The following is a 23,235-nucleotide window of genomic DNA, read 5'->3' on the forward strand; positions in this document are numbered from 1 at the left end:
ATGGACTTCCAGATCGATTACCAGCACTACATCGACGTTGTCGACGGTTGGATAGTCGACCAACCGAAGACAGTGCTCCTCGCGTTCTTACTGCTTTCGGCGGGGTTTTCCGCCGGGCTTGGACAGTCTGGAACCTCGTCTGGAACCAGTCAGTTTACTGAAGACGTCGCCGCGTATCAGGCGTTCGAGGAGGTCAACGACAACTTCGAGCGGGTGGCGTTCGAAGAAGACACCGGCACGACACAGCTCATTCAATCGGGGACGAACGTCCTGTCGAAGCCCGAGCTACTCCGGATGCTCAGGGCCCAACAGCGGTTGCAAGCCAATCCCGAGCTATCGGTCGTACAGACGACGAGCGTCGCCCGCGCCGTCGCCAGAACGATAGACCCGTCGGCCACGACGCTCGCCGAGGAGATCGACGCCGTCGAGCAGGCGACGCCGACGGAAATCGACCGCGCAGTCCAAGTCGCCGTCGAACAGAACCCCGCGATTCGGTCGAGTCTGAGCGAGGACTTCAACGCGCGTTCCGCGTCTGCGTCCGCGACCATCGGTATTGTCACCCACTCGCTCACCGCGGAGGTGTCCGACTCGGCGGGGACGGGCGGCGAGAGCCCGCTTACGGATATCCAGCGACACGCCGAGTTCATCGTCGGCTCCGTCGGCGGGGATATCCGGGTCTTCGGTAGCGGAATCCTCTCCGAGGAGTTCTCCTCGGTCATCGGCGACTCCCTCGCGCTCGTCGTGCCCGCGGCGGTCGTCCTGATTCTGTTCTTCTTGGTGTTCGCCTACCGCGACCCGATCGACCTCCTCATCGGGGTCGTCTCCCTCGCGATGGCCGTCCTCTGGACGTTCGGCTTCATGGGCTTGGCGGGAATCGCGTTCTCGCAGATGCTGATCGCGGTGCCGCCGCTCCTCCTCGCGGTCGGTATCGACTTCGGCATCCACGCGATCAATCGGTATCGCGAAGAGCGGACCGAGGGCTTCGGAATCCAGGAGTCGATGCGAACGGCGACTGACCAACTCCTCGTCGCGTTCACCATCGTCACGGGGACGACCGTGATCGGCTTCGCGGCCAACGCATCGAGCGACCTCGGGCCGATTCGGGACTTCGGTATCGTCGCGGCCGTCGGAATCGTGTTCACCTTCCTGATCTTCGGCATCTTCCTGCCGGCGGCCAAGGTGTACATGGACCGCCTCCGAGAGCGGGTCGGGTTCCCCGAGTTCGGGTCCGAGCCGCTCGGGGCAGAGGACTCGTTCCTCGGGAAAATCCTCCCCGTCGGGATTCACATCGCCCGCATCGCCCCAAAGGCGTTCCTCGTCGCGTTGCTCGTGAGTACCGCGTGGATGGGGTACTACGGTTCGGGCGTCGATAGTCGCTTCACGCAGGATTCGTTCCTCCCGCCGGAGGACAACCCGGAGTACCTCGAACTGTTCCCCCAACAGCTGCAACCGCGTGACTACACGGTGACGGAGACCACGAACTTCCTCGAAGACAACTTCCAGACCGGTGAGGAAGACGTCACGACGGTTTATGTGGAGGGCTCGCTCACGGACGGTGGTACCTTAGAGTCCATGTGGCGGGCCGGGAACAGCCCCCCCGACAGCTTCGTCGTCGACGACGGCCACGCGCGGGAGACGAGCATCATCACCGTCATCCAGAGCTACGCGGAGCGGGACCCCGAGTTCGCGGCGCTCGTCGCCCGGAACGACCGCGACGCGAACGGGATTCCCGACGACAACCTCAAACAGATCTACGACGCGCTCCTCGCGTCGCCCGCGCGCGGACAGGCGCTCAACTACATCACCGACGATTACACCTCCGCACGCGTCGAGTACGCGGTCGAATCCGACGCCAGCCAAGCCGACGTGACCGAAGACACGCGCGCGGTCGCCGACCGCTACCGCACGGAAGCGACCGCGACCGGCAACGTCGTGATTCTGAAGGCCGTCTCGGACGTCATCGCGCAGTCGGCGTTCATCAGCCTCGTGCTCGCGCTCGGCGGCTCCGCGGTCTTCCTCATCATCATCTACGCCCTGCTGGAAGGCCAGCCCTCGCTCGGGATTGTGAATCTGGTCCCGATCATGGTGACCGTCGCCGGGATCGCCGCGACGATGCGGTATCTCGATATCCCGTTCAACGTGATGACCGGAACGATCCTGTCGATCGGGATCGGCCTCGGTATCGACTACTCGGCGCACCTCGTCCACCGGTTCGCCGAGGAGTACGACGAGGGCACGGACGTCTTCGTCGCGCTGACCGATTCGGTGCGCGGGACCGGTGGCGCGCTCACCGGCAGCATGCTGACGACGGTGACCGGAATCGGCGTGCTCGTCATCGCGATCACGCCGATTCTCGGCCAGTTCGGGCTCCTGACCGGGGTCTCGATTCTGTACTCGTACGTGGCCTCGCTTGTCGTCTTACCGCCGGCGCTCGTCGTCTGGGCGCGCCTCGTCCACGGCGAAAACGCAGAGACGACCGAGCCGGCGGGCGGCCCGGACGGCGCGGGCGGTGCGGTGTGACCCCGACGACGTTCACGCGCTGAAAGCCGTCGGCGGCGTCGCCGTATCGAGACGGAACGGACGCCACACGCGGCCGGCAGACCGCCGGCACGCCGGGGCCTCGAAACGAGGCGTCGGGCACAACCGCGGGAGACCGGGATTTTTTTCGCCTGGTGAGTAACAGACCAGACTATCTATGAACGTGTTCTGCTTCGGAGCAGGGAAGGCTGGGGGGAGAGTCGTCGAACAACTGCTGCAGTACGAGCGCCAGCTGAAGGCGGATTTCATCGTCGGCGCGGCGGCGTGTGACACGACCGCCGCGGACCTCGACGCCTTAGAGCTGGTCCCCGAAGACGCGCGCGTGCTGTTCGGCACGGCCGAAACCAACGGGGAAGGCTTCGAGGGTGACGCCGCCGGTGGTACCGAAGCCGCCAAGAAGGAACACCGGCAGCTCCTCGAACCGACCGACGATGCACCGATCGCAGCGAGCGACGCCTTCGTCGTCTGCGCCGGTCTCGGCGGCGGGACGGGTGGCCCAACTGCCGCGGTCATCGCCGAGCGGCTCTCCGAGATGTACGACCAGCCGGTCTACGGTGTCGGCGTCTTCTCGACGTCGACGACTGACCCACAGCGCGCTTCGAACACGCTGCGGTCGCTCCGCCGACTCGTATCGACCACGGACCACGTCTTCGGGTTCGACACCGCCTCGCGAGTCAAAGAAGAGCCGGTGTCCGACGAGACGTACGACACGCTCAACGCGGAACTCGCGCGCCGCCTCGGCACGCTGTTCGCAGCGGGCGAGGTTACGACCGCCGACGACGTCGGCGAAAGCGTCGTCGATGCCTCCGAGATCATGAACACGCTCCGCGGCGGTGGGCTGGCGACGCTCGGTTATTCCGAACGCCCGCTCCCGCCGCGCGATACGAGCGTTCGCGGGCGTCTCAAGCGTCTCATCGGCGACGACACCGAATCCGTCGACCAGATTGACTCGCTGAACCGGATCACGACACAGACCCGAGAGGCCGTCCGCGGACAGTTGACGCTCCCCTGCGATATCGGGACGGCATCGAGAGGCCTGCTCGTGATTACCGGGCGGCCGGCGTGGCTCAATCGCGATGCGATCAGCCAGAACCAGGGCTGGCTCGAAGACCAGACCGGGAGTTTGGAGGTTCGAAACGGCGACGATCCGCGGCCGGATGCGGACGCGCTCAGCGTGTTGGTCGTCCTCGGCGGGGTCGCCCCGCCCGAGCGGCTGACTGCGCTCCAAGCCGTCGCGGACGGTGACGACACGAACGACGACTGAGGTCGCTCGCCGTCGTTCGGCAGGCGAGTGCATCGGGAACGCCGAGGAGACGAGACGAGACGAGACGAGACGAGACATCGCGGGGCGATACAACCGACGGGTACGCGGTCGACGCGTCTGTCGATCCCGGCCAAAGACACCGTTAAGTACGGTTCGACACTATCTACGCTAGACCCCTCGCGCGGACGACTCCAGAATTCATGACCTACTTCTCGGATTCAGCAGACACAGATCGCCATCAGACACAACAGGCCATCCTCGAAGCGACGCACCAGGTCTTACTTGAGTCCGGTTACAACGGGATTTCCATCTCACGAATCGCCGACCGAGTCGGCATTAGCAAATCGGTCATCTACCATTACTACGACAACAAGGAGTCGTTACTGGCGGAACTCTTAGACGCCGTGCATCGACGGTTCCTCGCGAAGATATTCGAACAGGAGGACACGACGCCCCGCGAAGAGCTCGAACGGTTTCTGACGCTGTTCGTCGCAGCGCCGTCGCTGAGTTGCCAGCCGGAGACCGAACTGACACAGCTCGCGAAGGCGTTCGTCGAACTGCGAACGCAGTCGATTTCGAACCCGGATTATCGCTCGATTTTCACCGAGTCGGAAAACAGGGTCAAACGACGGCTCACAGAGACCATCGAAGCGGGAATCGAACAGGGGGAGTTCAAGCCGGTGGACCCAGAGCGAACGAGCGAACACATCATCACGTTCGTCGCTGGGATCCTGTTTCGGCAAGCGACGACCGACTCGGTCGACAGCGAGGCTCTGTACGACGAGGTCCAACAGTTCCTCGCCGACCGAATCTACGTCTGACGAGCGTCTCAGCGTGATGGCGAACCTGGGTAGCGGGATATGAGGCTCTGTTGAAGTCCTCAGCTACTGATAGTTTTCCGAGGCCGCGCTGAATACAGCGCGCAAGTCGGTCATCATAGCCAGCATCTTCGCACCAAGTGTAGGAGGTTTCAGTTCCTCGATTCGCGTATCCAAGATAGAATATATCTTGCCCAAACCACAGCACCGACGCCTGCCACTAAGATAGCAATTCCAAGGAGAGCCAGCTTAACGGAGGTATTCGGTAGCACATTCTCACTACTTCAGTTTTGATTGTAGGTTTGTTGGTAGAATCGAGTTTGTAGACTCATACCTCAAAATTTTCTCTGAATGGATGTAGATGCCGTGCTGCATACACCCTCTGTCTCGGTCACGAGGATTCTAACAGATGAACGACTAGTGACGTTGGAGAATGCGACGATTTCGGCTCTGTTGAAACCCTCTTGCCGTCTTGCGATTTGTTGAGAGACTAGTTTTCACTGTGATCCACGGAAACTAGCCAGAAGGAGCACTCTCTCCAATGTCAACACTGAAGGATTTCAACAGAGCCACGATTTCTACTACTCGAATAGCTCTGGCTACTCGTTTTTCATAGCCCGACACGACATGATAATGACCTCGGCGACGAATTACCCCCAGTCGTGGTTTTCGATGCCCTCGTAGTGTTTGAGCCGACTGGCGATCTCCCAGGCTTCCCAGCCACACTCGTAGTAGAGGACATCGGCGAGGTTCTCGAAGTTACTCTTGTTGAGTTCGATGCCGCGTTTCCCACGATACGTGATGTAGCGCTCACTCCGGAGGTCGGTGTAGACCTCTCGTGCAGTCGGATAGTCGCCATCGATTGCCGAGAGATTGAGGAGCGCTTCCTCCGTGATCGGTGTGCCCCACTTGTGTTTCGCTATCATCGTCGCCAAGAGGGCACATTTCACCGACGGCTTCTCCATACCCGATGCGTGAACTCACTTCTACATAAAGACTGTTAATGGCCGTTAACACTAGTGGAAACACTTATACACACGACCGGCCTGAACTCTTGTATGAGCATAGAGCACGTGGACGGCGACCGCGCCCAAAAAAAGGAACTCCGAAAGGAGCATCCGAGTGGATGGCTCTACTTGACGCAGCACGACGCTATCCCGATCCTGGTAGACGCGTTGCTCGACCTGCCGCCGAACCGCGAATTCAACAAAACCGAATTCGCGGAGCACGCTGGCGTCACGCGCCAGACCGTCGGTAACTACACGGACCTCCTGCTCGAAGTCGAACTCATCAAGGAGGTCGCGAACACGTCTCCCCGCCGGTATCGGGTTGCCGACAGTAGCGTCGTCCGGGAACTTTACGAGTTGAACAGCGCTCTCAACAACGTCGGCAACGAGTAGGTCGCCCCAGAGGTGGGTGCTTGATAAATCCCCGTCTATCCTCTAATATTCGTTCCGAACGGTGACAGATACACCCTCTAAGTCTTGCACGACTTTTCTGACAGCGTTCGGGGAGGTCTCTGTGGCCGTGTTGAGCTCAAAGCACGAGTCGGTCAGAGATTTCGTCCAGCAAAGAGCCTCAATCGTCGTCGGCAGTGTACGCTCCACCACGACGCTTGATTCGAGCGACAACCATCCGCTGTTCGGATTGACGGAAGGTCACGGCTAAGCGGAACTCACCGATGCGTACCTTCTTGTGCAGACTGTTCTGGAGTGGTTCACCATAGTCCGGTGGATCTCGCCACGGCGAGTCGACAATCTCGTCAAGCTTGTTCAGTATCCGCTCTTGCTCAGATGGAGAAAGAGATGAAAGGTCGTCCTGTGCTGTCGATGTGAGTTCCCATGTCCAGTCGCCCTCACTCATCACTGTCCGTTCCGAACTGCTCGCGGGCTTCGTCGGCATTCATCGTCCGTCCTGCACGGATGTCCTCCTCTGCCTGGAGGAGAGCAATGAGTTCATCGCGGTCGAACGTCGGGAATTCGATCGCGTCTCGGAGGGTGTAACGGATGAATTCGCTTCGGCTGTTGAACCCACGTCCCTGCCATGTGCTGTCTATTTCATCGAGAAACGACTGCGTGACTTTGAAATTCACCGTGACAATCTCGTCATCACCATTTGAACCCGTGGTTGCTTCAGACATACGCAAGTATTACGTTCGTCTTACTAAATCAATTTCGGCGGGTGCTGTCTGCTGCATACACTCTCTGTACGCAGCACGCTCTTTCTGAACAAGTCGAGACGACAGGGGAATGCGTGCATCGCCACGCGTCAGATACGGAGGAGACGATGCGGGCAGACCTGGCTGGGTGAGAGCCGTCTACGTCGAAGCGGCGATACGGCGGGGAGCAGCGGACGGGAGACGGCGGGCGTTTAGTCGTCTCTGACCCACCGGCGGCCGGTGAACAACAGCGCAGTCACCACGAGACCACCGAAGAAGCCACTGAGCAGGAACGTCGATGAGTTCGAGGGGTCCGTACTACCGAGGTTCACGGTGAGTGCGTTCGCGCCCGAGGCGGTTGTCGACGAATCGAACTGGACCGACTGCGTCGCCCGGCCGGTCGTCTCGCCGACGTCGTACGTCGCGGAGACCGTTGCGGTGTCCGACGGGCGCTCGTTGACCTCGACGACGACCGTCTCCGAGGTCGCGGCGGCGACCGACCGAAGCGAGGTCGTCGGCAGTGCCGACCGGTTCGACGCACCCGAAATCACGACGTTGTCGATGGGTGCGTTCCCGTGGTTGGTGACTCGATACCGAACGGCGACCGAGTCGTTTTCCTCGAAGGCGGTCGCGTAGACCGACACGTCGTCCCGGAGCGGCTCGACCTGCATGGTGTCGAACGCGTCGACGGTTTCGCCGTCGTTGTAACGGAGCGTCGCCTTGAGCGCGGTTTCGCCCGCCTCCGACGGTTCGACCGTGAACTCGTAGGTCGTCGAGTTCTCCGCGGCGAGGACCGGCGTGAGCGCGGTCTGAGCCTGCATCCCGCCGGTAACCGAGTCGAGTCGGAGCGACAGGTCCGTCAGCGCCTCGTCGTCGCCGTTCGACACCGTGACCGCCACGGTGGTCTCAGTCTCGGCGACCGCTTGGCGGGTCTCGATTTGGACCCGCGGCGGAACTGTCGTCGACGTGCTCGGTTCCGAGACCGTGACGAACACCGGATGCTTGAGGTGGACGATTTCCGACGTCGCGCCATCGGAGTCGTAATACCGACCGCGGACGTGAACCGTCAGTCGCTTATCACCGGCGGTGGCGAAGCGCGCACTAATCGGCACTTCGGCGGTATCGCCGGCACCGAGAACGCCGATCTGGTTCGCCTCGCTGTGTTTCGTTCCAGAACGGTCCTCCACCGTCACCTCCGTGATTTCGAAACTGCCGCTTCCCGAACTGGAATGACTAATTGTCGGAGTTATTATAATACGGTCGCCGGTTTCCGGTTCGTCGTCGGACACGCTCACCCCGGTTACTGCGGTATGTGCGGGCGACGCCGCCGCACCCCCCACTGCACTTCCAACCGTGAGTAAACAAACAACCGTTACTAATCCAACTAATACACCGTTCTTCGGGTCGAATTTCGATGTCATGCGAATTTTAGGCTCGCCTAAATAGATAAAAATGCGTCGATTTTTAGGCCGGCCTAATACGGTGGACAGGGGGAGTCAGCGAGCAGGAACAGGAGTTAATAGTCATCTGACACAATGGGACTGTCCCGCCATCAGCGACGAATTGTGCTAGAAAGATAGCTCAAGGAAAGAGTCGACCAGTTTGCCACTCCCAGACCAGTTCCGACCCCAACCAGACGACCAGCCAGACCGTTGCGAGGACGAAGACGAGGGCGGTAATCGACAACAGGTGGAGCGGCCGCGTGACCGCGAGCAAGAGCGGATAAAACAGAAACAGTACCGCCGCCACCGCGCCGAGGCCGATCAGACTACAGACGTACCGCTCAGTCGCGTCAATCTGTGCGGGCTGGACCACTTGCTGTGTCGGTTGGTCATCGTCAGGCACGCCCCCATGTTGGTTGTACATCTGTTATCCCCCCACATGGATACTACATCAACAATTATTATAAATTTAGCGTCGTGGCGACACGACAGTCGACGAACAGTTGTCTGACGGAATCTTGATTAGAACTGTCCGAGTGGACTGCATGATGCCACTGTCAAATTCGCCGGACGAACCGGCGGCCGATCGGGCACAGTCTGGCTCTCGCGACGGGGTCACACGTCGACGAGTGCTGCAAGCGTCGGCCGGAACGGGGGCGCTCTTGCTCGCGACGGGGACGGCGGCCGCGAACGGCAAAGGCGGCCAAGCGATCGTCAAGGAAGACGAGTACTACCCGGACGAGTCGTTCGTCATCCTCGAAGTTGAGTCGTGCGACAACCAGACGCCTGACGGTTCCTGTCGCGACGATTCGCTTCCGTTCCGGTGTGAGGGTCAAGGCGGACGGTTCCCCCCGGGCAAAGGCGGCGCGCTTCCGTTCCCGTGGTGGAACTTCAAATACGAGAGCGGCCCGCTCGAAGGGGAACTGCTTCGGATCTATACGCGGGACAACAGCATCGACACGGACAGCACCTACCGCTGGACCCGAAAGGAAAAAGACTGCCCCGAGACGCCCGACTACTACCAAGTCGGGTTCGCTCGCGACTAGTACCACGGACCGTTTCATTCGGACACCTTGGACCGAGTCTCATTTCGACTGCCTCAAGCCGACTGGATGTCAGATCTTCGCGTTTTCGTGTAGAAGAAATATCAGCGCCTCGGTTCGAATCAGAGCGCACCGAGAAGACACCACATAAGAGGTAGACGGTCTAGAAACACTTTTTAGATTAGATTAGCTATTAGACATGATGGTTGGGTTGTACGATATCATACGTCGCGGTACTCGGAACGTACCCGGACGGGGAACGACCGATGAGTGGGGACGCCACAGCGATGAGTGAGCAGTCAACGTTCGTCGAACAGACCAAGGTCCACCTGCACAAGGCGCTCGAAACCGAGGACCCCGACGAGAAGAACTTCCACCTCCGGAATGCGCTCCAACTCTGTGCGTGGGACGAGGTGACCGAACGAGCGGAATCGGACGACGACTGACATCTTTCTCACCGCAGCCACATTAAGTCTGTATACCAAGGGACTCCCTTGGACACGGGTCGGTGACCTTACCGTTTTTTCGTCTCCGGTGTGGAAATAGTCGCGTTGGTAGTTCGAATAAAAGTATCAGTACCAGAATATATGCTGAATATATATTATTTCCGTACATGAATCGTAGTCATCTAAGTTGATAATTTTGTTCCAATAGTGTATGTTAGTCGAGTTATTGCGCCACTTAGCGTACGTATTCCAGTTTTTCGCATGATATTGCAGAATACTAGGTGTTGATATGAGGCCGTGATTCTACCAAGCTCAATTTTACTATCTGTACAGAATATCTTGTACTCTGAGTATTAGCGTCCGAGTGAGTGCGCTCACAGCAACCGGAGCGCCGTCACGGAGAGCCGACGCCGCCACGAACGCCACGGCAGTCAGCGCGTGTCGTTCGGCTTTGCTCTCTCGACGCGAGAGTGCGGTGGCGAATCACGAAGAGTCTCGGTTCCGGCTCCGTGATTGCCCCAGACAGACCTCTGATAGAGACTGTCTACCCGCTGTGATAGTCGCTCAATCTGTCTTTAATAGCACTCCCGCCGAACGACTAGCTACGCCCCACAGGCAGGTCGCACGCAGTCGACATGCGTCGCACCCGATTTCGCGGTTCGACCGTCATCGCTCGCCGATCACCCCCTGTCCGGGCACAGGATATTCAAATGCAACTCACAACCCTCTTCAAAGACGAATCCGCCGTCTCACCGGTCATCGGTGTGATTCTGATGGTCGCAATTACCGTCATCCTCGCGGCCGTCATCGGCACCTTCGTCCTCGGCCTCGGCGACCAAGTCGGTGACACGTCCCCACAGGCGAGTTTCAGCTTCGACTTTGACAACGACGTGTCCGATACCGACACCGACGCCCAGCTCGTCATCACGCACGAATCCGGAACCAGCATCTCGGCGGACCGCCTCACCGTGACCGTCGACGGAACCGGGGTCGCCGCCGACGCGACCGATGATTACTTGTTCAGCGATGACTTCCCGGCGACCGTCGGAGCCGGTAGTTCCGCGACGGTCGTGAAGAATGATACGGCGGACGCCGTCTGGGAAGGCGAGTCCATCCGCGTCGTCTGGACCTCCGAATCCGGGTCGAACTCCGCCACCCTGCACTCCCAGACCGCACCGCAGTAACCACGCCGTCACCCTTTCTTCGTCGAAGCGATTACGCCCGTTAGAACCTGAGACAGTTCACAGCGTTGTTCTAACACCGATATGGTCGTTATATCTCTTCGAATGGCGTCCGTCCTCCCGTGAAGTACGACCACACAAGTAGCCCATCAGAACACTCTAGAGAGCCTGTAATTCCTAACACACCCTCAGACAGAGAGAGGCCAAATTCTTTATAGGTGTGCTTTCGTCTATCTGATAGTACGCGTCAACTCGGAGTGTGTACGCTTGCCGTCTCTCGCAGGCACACCCAATAGTGACACGGAGGAATCCAGTAAATGAGTACGAGATCCCAACCAGAATCCCCCGTAGACGCTCCACAGGAGGGAGCGACGAACGGGCAGTCTGCCTCGGACATCCGCCTGAGCGGTGACGAGCTACTCCTGTCCGCGGACAGCGAGGTCACGCCCACGCTCTCGGTCGTGATGCCCACCCTCAACGAAGAAGGTGGCATCGCCCAGTGTATCGAGTGGGTCAAAGCCGCCCTCGAAGACCTGCAGATTTACGGCGAGGTCGTCGTCGCCGACAGTTCGACCGACCGCACGCCCGAGATCGCCGAAGAGAATGGCGCGGTCGTCATCGAACCCGACGGCAAGGGCTACGGCTACGCGTATTTGTACGCGTTCGATGCCGTCCGCGGTGACTACATCGCCATGGGCGACGCCGACTGCACCTACGACTTCAAAGAGCTCCCCAAGCTTCTGAACCTCGTTCGCTCCGGCGAGGCCGACATGGCCATGGGGTCGCGGCTGGAAGGCGAGATTCTCCCCGGCTCGATGCCGCCGCTGCACGAACACGTCGGCAACCCGCTGTTGACGAAGTTCTTGAACGTCTTCTACGGCGCTGGCGTGAGTGACGCGCATTCGGGAATGCGCGTCTTTACTCGCGACGCCTGGGAGACCATGGACTGCTCGTCGACGGGCATGGAGTTCGCCAGCGAGATGATTATGGAAGCCGGCGCGAAGGACCTCGAAATCGCCGAGAAGCCCATCACGTATCATCCCCGCGAGGGCGAGGCGAACTTAGAGAGTTTCCCCGACGGGTGGCGACACGTTCGGTTTATGCTTGTGAACGCGCCGGGGTACCTGTTTTCGGCTCCCGGGTTCGGGCTGTCCGTGATTGGTGTGCTGGCGCTGGTGCTGGCGTGGAGTGGCATCGAGATTGGGAGTGCGCAGTTCGGGATTCACACCGGGATTGGTGGTGGGTTGTTGACCCTCGCCGGGTTCCAGTTGATGCTGTTCGGAGCCTTCTCGACGGTGTCTTCGGACCCGGTTCGCGGGGCTTCGGATCCGTTTACGACCTGGTTCACCGAACGGATTTCGCTTGAACGAGGGGCGACGATTGGCTCTGTCGTGTTGCTCTGTGGGTTGGCCTACGGCGGTCTGCTGGCGTTCAACTGGGTGACCAGTGGCTTTAGTGCGCTTCCGATTGCGGTTGCCGACGTCGTGGCGACCGTGGCCGTCGTGGTCGGTCTGCAGATGGTCTTTGGGTCGTTCCTGTTGGGGTCGGTTGGGGAATAACCCGACAACTCTTCTCTCGTGGCGTTCCCATCAAATACTGAAAACGCGTTTCTTTTGCGGTTCTCAATCGAGCGCTTGGGATATCGCTTATCAGATACCCACCATGATAGCTATAATCGATATATAATCAAGATTTCACTCTTTTGACTCACATCTTGACTCGAAGCAGATGACTAACCATCACCAGACTAATCAGCAATTCCCTCTTTGCTAATACATATTGTTGCAAAACACTCTCGTATTGAAGACGGTTATTTAAAATAGACCTCTTACACAGCTTCCGATGGAATGCAGAACTCAGGCGGAGACTGCTAACCTGACTGATGAACTATAATTGTGTACTCATATCTACGAGCAGGTAAACAACTAAAATTAGTTACATACTTAAATTTGAGAATGTTAGTTTGTTTGGGCTATTTTGATCCACAATGGTAGTGTATGTTCTCTCAACTAATAGTTATTTTGATGAACAAATGGCAATAACTGCCCATGGGAAAGTGTTTTCAAAATAAGGATTAGAGAATAGATTGATGACTAATGCTGGCAACAATGTTATTGACACATCAATAGGTGCCCTCTCCTATGTGACTCACCGTCTCAAGTACCACACTACCCGTGGGGTGTTTGAGGCATATCGGCGGTTCCAGGGCATTCCTCAGCAGAGGCCGCTTATCCACGAGTTCGTAGAAAATGACGATTTCTTGTTAGTCATTCTTGACGCGTGTCGATTCGACATCTTCCACGACCACATTGGATCCCACTTGGAAGGGAAAATTCAGAATGTATGGGCCTCTGGCCGGTGGACTGCCGAATATACACAGCGGACATGGACGCGTGACGATGACCTTACGTACCTGTCATCGATGCCAGTAGTCTCGGATTTCTATTTCGACTTACGTGAGATGGATTATCGGCCGACAGAGCATATTCGTCGGCTCATCCCGTTGTGGGAGACCGACTGGAACGCCGCATGCGGAACCGTTCCCCCTGAACGAGTTACTGATGCCGCCCTTGCCCATGTATCTGAGCCGGATGCGACACGTGTGGTTGCTCACTATTCGCAGCCACATGCGCCCTACATTGGAGCGACAGAGATACTCCCTTGGGACGAAAACCCCGACGAGATGCGGTCCCTACTCAAAAACGATATCGACCGCCCCACACAACGAATTTACAGACGCATCCAACAGGAAGAGATTTCCGAGGCGAAACTTCGGCAGGCGTACCGGGACAATCTCGAACAGGTGCTTGAAGAAGTTGTCCGGCTCGTTCGCCGTGTCGATTGCCCGGTTGTGATCACAGGTGACCACGGAGAGCATCTTGGCGAACGCGGAAGGTATCTCCACGAGGAAGATTCACTACTCATCCGACAAGTGCCGTGGTTCGTCATTGATGACGATGAGACAGGGAAAGAGTCTATCGAGAAAGACTACGAGGTCCGATCAAAACCTCGGCGAGACTCGCCATCAGAAGCCGTTACAAAAAAGCTGGCCGATCTCGGCTATACGTGATCACAGTCATTTATTGCATCTTAAATGGAGTTTTTAGTCTGGATGCGTGAATATCTCCGAGCGCTATACCGTCGTCTAACGGCTGGTGGATCGACTAAGCAGATGGCCATCCAGAGCGGTATATGGGCTGCCGGAATCAACGTCGCCGATCGTACCCTCCAACTCCTCAACGTAATCATTCTAGCTCGAATCCTCTCACCGGAGGCATTCGGCCTTCTCGGAGTTGCACTGCTAGTTCTCGGAGCTCTTCAGCAGTTTTCGAATTTGGGATTCGATTCGGCCCTCGTCCAGCATGAGTCTGATAATATCGACGAATATCTCAACACGCTGTGGCTCATGAAAATTGCTCGCGGTGCAGTTATCGCCACGATCACGATTGCATCTGGACCACTACTCGCCCAAGCATTCGGAGAACCAGAAGCAGCTGGAATCATCCAAGTAATCGGCTTCTCACCCCTGCTGCTCGGCATTCAAAACCCAGCCATTGTCTATTTCCAGAAGGACCTCCATTTTCACAAAGAGTTCATCTACAAAGTCGGCGGGCGCACAATTGACATTCTCGTTGCCGTCGCAACCGCTCTTGTGTATCAGAGTGTTTGGGCACTTCTCGCCGGATTGCTCGCCGGACGAGTTGTCATGGTGATTCTGTCATATGCTATCCACGACTATCGTCCGGGGATTGAATTTAACAGAGAGTATGCCGGCGAGATGTTTGAGTTTGGAAAGTGGATGTTTGCCTCGGGGATACTCGTATTCCTATACGGACAAGGAGACGATGTCTTTATCGGATGGTTCTTTAGCGCGTCCGCACTTGGACTCTACCAACTTGCGTATCGCTTCTCGAATGCTCCCGCAACTGAGGTCACCCAAGTGATCTCTCGTGTTGCATTCCCAGCGTTCTCAAAGGTCCAAAACGACACCGCTCAACTTCGCGAGGGGTACTTTCGAGTTCTCCATCTGACGACCATCGCCGGGTTCCCGATGGCGGCCGGAGTCATCGCTATTGCTCCGCAATTCGTCCTAGCTGTGCTCGGTGAGCAGTGGGAAGCAGCGATTCCAGTGATGCAAGCGCTCGCGTTTTGGGGGGCAATTCGGTCTTTCGGTGCATCGACGGGAGCGCTTTTCAAAGCCGTTGGCCGGCCCGAGATTGGCACCAAGATCCAGGCGCTCAAGGTCGCGATTCTCGTGGTTGTGATTTATCCCGCAGCCACGGAGTTCGGACTGCTCGGTGTCGCGGGGGCAGTTGTCGTAAACGCGGTTCTCGTTCAGCCACTCGTCATCTATATGGTTATAGACGTGACCGAAGCGTCACTGTCGCGGCTGTTGTTTTTGCTCATGTGCCCGTTCACAGGTAGTGTCATAATGGGCCTTGCTGTAATTGGGCTTGATCGGATGGTTATCACTGGTACCGGGGTTCTCCAACTCGGTGCGCTCGTAATTATCGGCGTTGTAATCTACATCGGCGTGATGCTCGGGATCGAAAATATATCGAGGTACGAATTTTCATCGTTGGTCTCGACGTTCCGAGGAACTGTTTGATAAATGGAATTAATCCGCCAGAAAGAGCAAAAATACCACCATCAATAGCGTCACAGGTAGAGACCGGGCATACTGAACTTGTAACTCTCTTCGTGCAGATTGCATTTGGTGGAAGCTTTATTTATTCGAAAGGTAATGTCGATGTATGAACATTCTATATGTGGTCAACACGTGGCCCAAGCTCTCTGAGAGCTTCATACTGAATGAGGTTGTGGAATTGTCCGACAGAGGGCATAACGTTGCAGTCTTTTCGATTAATAAAGGTGATTCAGAGATACAACACACAGAATTTAGTCAGAAGCAGATCACAGCGGGATATTCAACGGCCTCTGAGTTACATCCAAAAGACCTTTTTCGTGCAAGCTCACTCGGAAAGCACCTTATCCCAACTTTAGAAACAGCACAAGGATTGGCCTCAGAACCACGTGAATTGGCAAAAGGTTTAATTAGAGGCGCAGAAATCCGATCATTTATTGATGCGCTAGAGTGGTGTCCTGAAATTATCCATGCGCACTTTTTAGCATCTCAGTCACTAGGGGCGCAATTCGCAGGTTCGGCGCTGAATATTCCAACAACGACAACAGCCCATGCATATGACATATGGCGAGATGATATGAACGACTCACTTTCGGAACGTATGTCCTCTCTTGACCGGGTTCTCACGATCTCTGATGCCCATCGTCGTTATCTGCAAAACCGCACACACACACACGTTCAGGTTGTTCATTGTGGTATTCGCTCTGAAAAATTCACACCAACAAATGAAACAGTCACGAACCGCTTCGTGACTGTCTCCAGATTTGTTGAAAAGAAAGGACTGGCGTACGGGGTTGCAGCAATCTCTGAGCTTGTCTCAGACTATCCAGATATTGAGTGGCATATCATTGGAGGAGGGCCGAATGAGGAGGAGATCCGGTCAGCAATCGAATCATTTGGGATATCTGATCACGTGACGCTGTTGGACCATGTGACAGACGATGAACTAATAAGCGAGTTAGATGCTGCAGAATTCTTTTTATTGCCATCTGTTGTCGCCTCTAATGGGGACCGGGACGGAATTCCGGTTGCTGCTATGGAGGCAATGGCAATGGAAACGGTCCCAATTCTCGGTCGAGTTAACAGCACGACAGAACTAATTAATCACAGTTCAAATGGATTTGTAGCAGACACGCGTTGTGGAAAAATGGTGTCACCCAGATTCATTGAAATAATTCGATCAGCTATTGAGTCAGATACTAGTACAATTGGGGCACGTGCTCGTGAGACGATTGTCTCTGACTTCAACATAAAAAACACTGTTGAGAATCTTGAAGATATATTCATTGATATTTCAAAATGAATTTGTGATACTAGTTGTTGAATTCTATTTGAGATATGAAGCACACTATTACTCACCAAGGCTCTGTTGAATTCCTCTATCAATGACATTGAGGAGAAGGATTCTTCTCCCGGGGTTCACCAGATACAGTTGGAAACTAGCGTCTCAGCAAATCGCCAGATGGCGAGAGGATTTCAACAGAGCACTCACCAACTAATTGCGTCTCAGGTCCCCCACAACTACTTATACTTGGGAATTCCTACATGTATGTAGATTGGCTCTAAAATGAGCGATTCGAATCCATTAGTTTCGTATGTTGTTGCAACATATAACCGAAGTTCCGAACTTGAGAGGGCAATCAAGAGTATATTAAAACAAAGATATGAAAATTTTGAGATAATAGTCATTTCGAATAGTACCTCAGGCCCAGAAGAAAAATTCGAGAAAGGTGGGAAATTCGATGAAGAGAATATCAGATACATCCACAAGCCTGTCCGAATGGGTGTCATAAATGCTCGAAATCTTGGTTATCAATTGGCAGATGGCGCTTATGTAGTAACGCTTGATGATGATGCAATATTATCTGACCCCCATCTAATTGCAGACATTGTAGATGATTTTGAACAGGATGATGACTTAGGTATTGCAGCTCTACATGTGGTAAATGCGAAAACTTTCGAAACTGAATTCCCACTACCAGTGAGTGAGTTAGAAAAGAGAGTACCATTTTTCCGTGCCCAAATGAGGCCTCCCGATGATCACCCGGAAATCCCATCCAATACGACATTATTCACGGGTTGTGGAAACATTATTCGCAAAGAGTTATTTGAAAATGTAGGGTATTACCCAGAACTATTTGATTATGGTTCTGAAGAGTTAGATTTGTGTTTGAGATCAATTGATTTCGGATATGATATTCGATATTATCCTAACCATGTAGTCACCCATTTTGAGGATCCAAAGGGACGATTTACTGACAAAAAAGTCCTACAAGAAAATTTCACAAATAGAATTGCACTAGCGATACGGAACTTACCTGCTAGACTTATCTTACTCTCATTGTTCGTCTGGACTGGCCAACTCCTTTATCGGTCCCAATTTGACATCCAATTATTGATGAGCTCAGTGTTCGAGCTAATCAGTGATCTCCCCAAATTAATTCGACAACGAAATCCAGTAGACGAAAAAACGATAAAACTAGTGAACTCGATGGGTGGGCGAGCCTATTAATTGATTTAAAACATCGACACTAACCTCGTCGCAGCGGATACCGGTCTGACTTCTTTACACTCACCGTACGTACCGTCTATTCAAGATGTGTATCTTTTCCGTTCCTCAACCTCCCAAGTCCGATAAGCGTGTACCAAACCAGTATCGGAAAATCACTAAGATCTAGGTTTAATTTTATCAGCCATTCGATTGCTTCGCTAAATTCACCCTGTATCAAATATGATTGAGCTAAGTGGAGGCGGTGGTTTCGAATCACTTCATAACCAGATTGCTCTGCAGACCTTATCTCTTCCGAGAATTTATTGAAATATAGCTTTTTTGCACCGTATATTTTATCTGCCGAAGGCCTGCCAGTCTCAAACTTATTCACTAACTTTTCATCGACGTATGAAATTTCATGGTTTTTCAAGACTCGGAGCATGAACTCCCAATCTTGGTGCCGATCGAACCGTTCGTCAAAACCATTGACCCTGCTCACAACGTCTGCAGTCAGTAACAGTGTTGACGTACCACCTAAATCAAACTGCATTGAGAGTATCTCTGGAATCAAGTCTTCTCCGCCCTCTCTAACGCCTCGATCTTGGCGCAGTTTGAACGCTCTCCGGATAAATGTTCTAATTCGTTTTGCTCTCCCCGATTGCTGATAGTCTATTCCACAATATACGCAGTCAGAAGTAGTGCTTTGAATCTTTTTCACTTGCTTACTGATTTTTTCTTTATTCCATGTGTCGTCAGAATCAAGAAATGCAATTAGATCGCCGCTTGCAGCGTCTATTCCCGTATTCCTTGCCGCAGCTCCGCCTCTATTTCGAATATGAGTACGAGACGTTATCTGTTCGTATTTATCCGTATACTTTTCAATGATTTTTTGAGTCTCGTCATTTGATGCGTCGTCGACTATGATAGTCTCGATATCTGGGTACGTCTGTTCAAGGACACTTTTCACAGCTCTTTCTAGTTCTTCACTTTGGTTATATGTCGGTATTATTGCACTGACAAGCGACATGCATGCTAATTTACCTACTACGTGAAATATTTGTCGTTGAACCAAGCCTGAATTTAAAACAGCAATTTAAACAACAATCTGTTTGAGTATAGATCTAGTGAACACATATTTCGTTGATTAAAAGCATACAATTACCGAATAGAATTAATATAGGCGATGTTCAATATGGATGTATGGTGGAGCCTTCGAAAAAGAGTAATCAATATGGACTATCATATTGTCCTACATCAATAGCCTCCGCAGTTAACATCTGTCTATTTCTATCGAGATTTCGCCGACCATCATCAACTAAGACCCCATACCAATGGTAGATAGAAAGATATTAGTTATATATTTTAATATATTAGCAGTAGCTGCTATTGGTCTATTAGTCCCTAAGGCATCAGTACCACATGGAATTGGTTACCTCCTCTTGATTAGTCTCTACTTCATCCCAATCATCACAGCAGTACTAACTGATCTGAAAAAAACTACGCATATCATTTTTCTCTTTCTCACTCCAATCTTCACGATGCTAATTGTAATTGATCCAGTCGAGATTGGGTTCTTTGGGTATGACCCATACTCGTACACAATCCCCGCGCATCTATCTTTTTCCAACAGTCAAGGGATTTCTGAATTCATGTCACTCACCACATCTTGGCCAGCTTTCTATGCATTGACGAATGTAATTGAAAGAGTAATTGGCCATTCGATTCTCGATGTAGGGAAGTACCTACCGTTAATTTCTGGTGTCACCCCAACAATGGTGTATCTTGCAGTATCTCGAAAAGTGCATACACGGACAGCATTTATTTCTGCAATGGGTTTTGCCAGTACACGGTCACTACTACTATTTGAGGCCAAGTTTTTAGACGAAACACTCGCAATTGCCCTTTTCTTCACACTAACTTTTGTGTTGCTGATGGCTCAGAATCGACGACGTAGCATTCTCATTCTCCTGCTCTTAGGATCGATTACATTAACACACCACACAGTGTCGCTGTTTGCACTTTTATTTATAAGCGTATGGTATACTATTGGGTCAGTCACTAACTCAAACATTGTTCCCTCACGCTTCAAAAACATAGAAATGAATGAAGTTGGACTACCTCCAGTAATATCCCTATTTGTGGGGATGTGTATTTTTATATTCATATTGGCATATTTTGTTCCAGATCTTACAAGGTGGGTTACTGTAGACTTGATCCAATCCATCATGAAAGGTGGTGGAGGGGGTGGAGAAGCATCAGGACGCATTGGGGAAGGTTCAAGCTCAATCCGCGGAGCGATTACAACGTCTGCAGTTGGGGTGTTAGGTGCGTTAGCACTAATTGCAGCTTACGGTACATTATCTAAAAGACAGAGACCATCGTGGGTAACTTCGTGGACTGTATTTGCTGGAATTATTGGTCTTCTATACTCAATATCTCTTGTGACAGGTAGAATTATTCCTCTGGATCCAATTCGGTTTCTGATAGTCTTTGTTCCGTTCTTGGTAGTTTCTGCTTTAGTTATCCTATGCAATTCGGAAATGATATCACGCCCAAACAGACGGACTACCCTCGCATCGATATTAGTTTGTGCACTCATTATTACACAATTGTTAGCGATTCCTCCACACGTCCTTGTTTCAGATCCTGAGTCAACGACCCTCTCTGAAGGACATTATACTTCTAGCCAGTTTACTGCAAGTGATTGGACTAGTGAGTACTATGATGGACAGATTGCGGTTTATGAACCTGGCTTGTGGGTGTCAAAAGGGAATTCAAATCTAACAGCAGTTGATGAATCAAATCAAACCTCTCTATTCGTCTGGCGAAATGAATCAATGGTAAAATTCAACCAATCAGAAGACAGAATTTATGATAGTGGAGATATTCGGTTAGTAACAGGCCTTGACTGAGTCGCCTCAGTTAAGCTAAGAACCTACCACGTTCCATGATTAGCTAATTGGTAAGTTGGTTTTTCTGCGAATTCCACAGAGATGGCTTATTCTCCACCAATTACCAAGTAAGGCCCTGATAGGTAAGTCCCTCTGTTGACACAACGGTATGCCTTCCATCAACAACAACCTGCTGTTCCATCTGATCGAATTCCTCGTCTAACACCTCAAACTCATCCCAGTCAGTACACACGGCACATGCAGAGGCATTAGCAAGTGCATCAACAGCGGAGTCCGCATACTCAATATCCGGGAAGTATTCGCGCATGTTGGTCGCCGCGACAGGGTCGTACGCGGCGATAGATGCACCTCGGTCCTTGAGACCCTCAATCACCGAGATTGCACGGGAGTTCCGAATGTCGTCCGTCCCCGGTTTGAACGCTAACCCGAGAACAGCCACTTTCTGCCCAGTGACATCGACGTGCTGATCAAGTAAGGACAATAATCGTTCTGGCTGTTTGTCGTTCACCTCGACCGCGGCTTCGAGAACAGCGGGTGTGTATCCCTGCTGCTTGGCCGCGTGAATGATCGCGTTGGTGTCTTTCGGGAAGCAACTACCACCCCATCCAAGTCCGCTTCGGAGGAACTGTTCTCCGATACGGTCATCAAGCCCAATCGCGTCCGCAACCTCATAGGCATCGACACCGAACTCTTTGCAGATATTTCCGATGTCGTTGATCAGCGAGACCTTGGTTGCCAGGAAGCCGTTGTTGGCGTATTTAATCATCTCCGCTGTCCGGCTGTTTGTTTCGACGACGTGGGGGTCAGTTTCAGCAATGAGTGGTGCAAACACCTCGTGCATATCTTCGAGTGTTCGGTCATTGTCCGCACCGAGAACGACTTTTTCGGGATTACGGAAGTCTTGAACTGCAGTCCCTTCACGGAGGAACTCTGGGTTCATCCCGATTCCCAGTTGTTCGCCCTCAACTTTCCCGCTCGCCTCTTCGAGTAGGGGTGTGATGACTTCCTCAGTCGTCCCTGGGACGACAGTGCTTTTCACAATAACTGTATGCCACTCGGATTTCTGTGCGAGTGTCTTGCCGAGTTGTTCTGCCCCGGCCTCCATAATCGAGAGATCGATTTCCCCATCGGCTTGCTGTGGTGTTGGGAGACAGAGGAACGTAACATCCGTCCCAAGGACATCGGTGTAGTCCGTGGTTGCCCGTAGTCGGCCCGTGCTGTCTTCGCTTGCATGCGCCGCAACAAGTTCGGGGAGGCCGTCCTCGTGAATCGGCGGCTCGCCCCGGTTGATTGCGTCGACAATCTCTGTGTCGATATCGACGTTGACAACTGTGTGACCGAGATCTGCGAAACACGCGGCGATTGTCGTTCCGACATAGCCGCTCCCGATGACAGAGAGTTCCATTACTCCGTATGTCCCACGCAGGTCATATCAAATACTCGGGAAAAAATGAAGAAACGGACGCACCAGCCAAGGTTGAAAACTGGCTTCGCTTACTGAGCCTCAGCGACTTCGCCATTCAGTCGCTCTTCAGCCTCGTCGCGGTCTTCGGGGTAGCCAATGTCGAGCCGCCAGCCATCGAGTCTAATCGCATCGATTGTGCGTCCGCTGTGGATGAGCAGATCGATCGCCTCACTAATCTCGTACTCGTTACGGTTCGACGGCTGCACGAGGTGACACGCGTGGAAAATTTCGGGTGTGAACGTGTAGAAGCCCGTCATCACTAGGTTGGACGGCGGGTCATCCGGCTTCTCGACGACATCGGTAATCTCACCGTACTTATTCGTATCACAGACACCGTACCGGCTTGCTTTGTCCCACGGAACTTCTTCGACGAGGAAGGCCGCGTCAGCTCGTTGTTCCTGTTGACGGTTGACAACATCTGCGAGATTGGCGTCGAAGATATTGTCACCAAGCATCAGCATGAAATCGTCGTCGATGTGCTCTTCGACTTCCAGAAGAGCATGAGCAAGCCCCTTTTGTTCTTGTTGGTGGGTGTAGGTGATGGGGAGCCCCTGGAATTCATCGCCGTAGTACTCGATGATTCGTTCTTTCAGATAGCCGACGACGACGACGAGTTCGTCAGCGCCGAGTTCAGCGAGTTGCTCGAAGCAATGGGTCAGGATAGGCTTATCGTCGACTTCGACCATTCCCTTTGGTTTATCTTCAGTAAGTGGACGGAGTCGGGTCCCCTCACCGCCGGCTAAAACGACTGCTTTCATACTGGCTAATTGTCGTTATTCAGTATAGTTCTTGTTGCATCTTATGGAGCCTGTGCAACCAACCACAATAGAGG

At 53.6% G+C, this 23,235-nt stretch carries 21 protein-coding genes; 13 read left to right on the forward strand and 8 right to left on the reverse strand.

Annotated elements, in window-relative coordinates; genetic code table 11:
• The 3 genes from NDI65_RS20535 to NDI65_RS20545 all read left to right on the forward strand — a co-directional run bounded on the left by NDI65_RS20535 (window position 1) and on the right by NDI65_RS20545 (window position 4,623).
• Window positions 1–2,520, forward strand: a complete 2,520-nt coding sequence (locus NDI65_RS20535) for an MMPL family transporter (RefSeq protein ID WP_089776749.1) — start codon at window positions 1–3, stop codon at window positions 2,518–2,520.
• Window positions 2,521–2,695: 175 nt separating this feature from the next.
• Window positions 2,696–3,802, forward strand: a complete 1,107-nt coding sequence (locus NDI65_RS20540; protein ID WP_089776750.1) for a tubulin/FtsZ family protein — start codon at window positions 2,696–2,698, stop codon at window positions 3,800–3,802.
• A 200-nt stretch (window positions 3,803–4,002) separates the two neighbouring features.
• Window positions 4,003–4,623 carry a TetR/AcrR family transcriptional regulator gene (locus tag NDI65_RS20545; protein ID WP_089776751.1) on the forward strand — a complete coding sequence of 207 codons (621 nt, stop codon included), beginning with the start codon at window positions 4,003–4,005 and terminating at the stop codon, window positions 4,621–4,623.
• Between the two features lie 647 nt (window positions 4,624–5,270).
• Here the strand turns inward: NDI65_RS20545 and NDI65_RS20550 are convergent.
• A complete protein-coding gene (locus NDI65_RS20550; protein WP_089776752.1) occupies window positions 5,271–5,585 on the reverse strand; it encodes a hypothetical protein in 315 nt (104 codons plus the stop codon).
• 93 nt (window positions 5,586–5,678) lie between these two features.
• On the opposite strand from NDI65_RS20550, the gene NDI65_RS20555 reads away from it, so the two are divergent.
• Window positions 5,679–6,020: a hypothetical protein gene (locus NDI65_RS20555; RefSeq protein ID WP_089776753.1), complete on the forward strand. Its 342-nt coding sequence runs from the start codon at window positions 5,679–5,681 to the stop codon at window positions 6,018–6,020.
• 178 nt (window positions 6,021–6,198) lie between these two features.
• On the opposite strand, the gene NDI65_RS20560 is transcribed toward NDI65_RS20555, so the two are convergent.
• The 4 genes from NDI65_RS20560 to NDI65_RS20575 form a co-directional block, all read right to left on the reverse strand.
• Window positions 6,199–6,483, reverse strand: coding sequence for a type II toxin-antitoxin system RelE/ParE family toxin (locus NDI65_RS20560; protein ID WP_089776754.1), 285 nt, complete (start codon window positions 6,481–6,483; stop codon window positions 6,199–6,201).
• A complete protein-coding gene (locus tag NDI65_RS20565; protein WP_089776755.1) occupies window positions 6,476–6,760 on the reverse strand; it encodes a ribbon-helix-helix domain-containing protein in 285 nt (94 codons plus the stop codon). Before NDI65_RS20565 ends, NDI65_RS20560 begins: the two co-directional genes overlap by 8 nt.
• Window positions 6,761–6,990: 230 nt before the next feature.
• Window positions 6,991–7,965: a hypothetical protein gene (locus NDI65_RS20570; protein ID WP_089776756.1), complete on the reverse strand. Its 975-nt coding sequence runs from the start codon at window positions 7,963–7,965 to the stop codon at window positions 6,991–6,993.
• Window positions 7,966–8,359: 394 nt separating this feature from the next.
• A complete protein-coding gene (locus NDI65_RS20575; protein ID WP_042665003.1) occupies window positions 8,360–8,644 on the reverse strand; it encodes a hypothetical protein in 285 nt (94 codons plus the stop codon).
• Window positions 8,645–8,849: 205 nt separating this feature from the next.
• On the opposite strand from NDI65_RS20575, the gene NDI65_RS20580 reads away from it, so the two are divergent.
• From NDI65_RS20580 to NDI65_RS20615, 8 genes are all read left to right on the forward strand, one after another.
• Window positions 8,850–9,266: a hypothetical protein gene (locus tag NDI65_RS20580; RefSeq protein ID WP_042665006.1), complete on the forward strand. Its 417-nt coding sequence runs from the start codon at window positions 8,850–8,852 to the stop codon at window positions 9,264–9,266.
• 284 nt (window positions 9,267–9,550) lie between these two features.
• Window positions 9,551–9,709, forward strand: coding sequence for a hypothetical protein (locus NDI65_RS20585; protein WP_167344081.1), 159 nt, complete (start codon window positions 9,551–9,553; stop codon window positions 9,707–9,709).
• A gap of 710 nt (window positions 9,710–10,419) precedes the next feature.
• Window positions 10,420–10,893 (forward strand): type IV pilin N-terminal domain-containing protein, encoded by a 474-nt coding sequence (locus NDI65_RS20590; protein ID WP_310894222.1) that lies wholly within the window; start codon window positions 10,420–10,422, stop codon window positions 10,891–10,893.
• Window positions 10,894–11,207: 314 nt separating this feature from the next.
• Window positions 11,208–12,449, forward strand: a complete 1,242-nt coding sequence (agl6, locus tag NDI65_RS20595; RefSeq protein ID WP_310894223.1) for a low-salt glycan biosynthesis hexosyltransferase Agl6 — start codon at window positions 11,208–11,210, stop codon at window positions 12,447–12,449.
• A gap of 530 nt (window positions 12,450–12,979) precedes the next feature.
• Entirely contained in the window at window positions 12,980–13,960 is a 981-nt protein-coding gene (locus NDI65_RS20600) for a hypothetical protein (protein ID WP_310894224.1), read from the forward strand.
• 102 nt (window positions 13,961–14,062) lie between these two features.
• Entirely contained in the window at window positions 14,063–15,499 is a 1,437-nt protein-coding gene (locus NDI65_RS20605; RefSeq protein ID WP_310894225.1) for a lipopolysaccharide biosynthesis protein, read from the forward strand.
• A 145-nt stretch (window positions 15,500–15,644) separates the two neighbouring features.
• A complete protein-coding gene (locus NDI65_RS20610) occupies window positions 15,645–16,838 on the forward strand; it encodes a glycosyltransferase (RefSeq protein WP_310894226.1) in 1,194 nt (397 codons plus the stop codon).
• Between the two features lie 264 nt (window positions 16,839–17,102).
• Window positions 17,103–18,047 (forward strand): glycosyltransferase family 2 protein, encoded by a 945-nt coding sequence (locus NDI65_RS20615; RefSeq protein WP_310894227.1) that lies wholly within the window; start codon window positions 17,103–17,105, stop codon window positions 18,045–18,047.
• Between the two features lie 76 nt (window positions 18,048–18,123).
• Here the strand turns inward: NDI65_RS20615 and NDI65_RS20620 are convergent, their stop codons facing one another.
• Window positions 18,124–19,053, reverse strand: coding sequence for a glycosyltransferase family 2 protein (locus tag NDI65_RS20620; RefSeq protein WP_310894228.1), 930 nt, complete (start codon window positions 19,051–19,053; stop codon window positions 18,124–18,126).
• Between the two features lie 304 nt (window positions 19,054–19,357).
• Between NDI65_RS20620 and NDI65_RS20625 the strand changes: the two genes are divergently transcribed.
• The gene (locus NDI65_RS20625; protein ID WP_310894229.1) at window positions 19,358–20,938 is read left to right on the forward strand and encodes a hypothetical protein; all 1,581 of its coding nucleotides are present in this window, start codon (window positions 19,358–19,360) and stop codon (window positions 20,936–20,938) included.
• Window positions 20,939–21,038: 100 nt separating this feature from the next.
• On the opposite strand, the gene aglM is transcribed toward NDI65_RS20625, so the two are convergent.
• Complete coding sequence (aglM, locus tag NDI65_RS20630; RefSeq protein ID WP_310894230.1) at window positions 21,039–22,343, reverse strand: UDP-glucose 6-dehydrogenase AglM; 1,305 nt, start codon at window positions 22,341–22,343, stop codon at window positions 21,039–21,041.
• Window positions 22,344–22,432: 89 nt separating this feature from the next.
• Window positions 22,433–23,161, reverse strand: a complete 729-nt coding sequence (gene aglF / locus NDI65_RS20635; RefSeq protein ID WP_310894231.1) for a UTP--glucose-1-phosphate uridylyltransferase AglF — start codon at window positions 23,159–23,161, stop codon at window positions 22,433–22,435.
• Window positions 23,162–23,235: the final 74 nt, after the last annotated feature.

It is taken from the genome of Haloferax sp. S2CR25, assembly GCF_031624535.1.
Lineage (GTDB): Archaea > Halobacteriota > Halobacteria > Halobacteriales > Haloferacaceae > Haloferax > Haloferax massiliensis.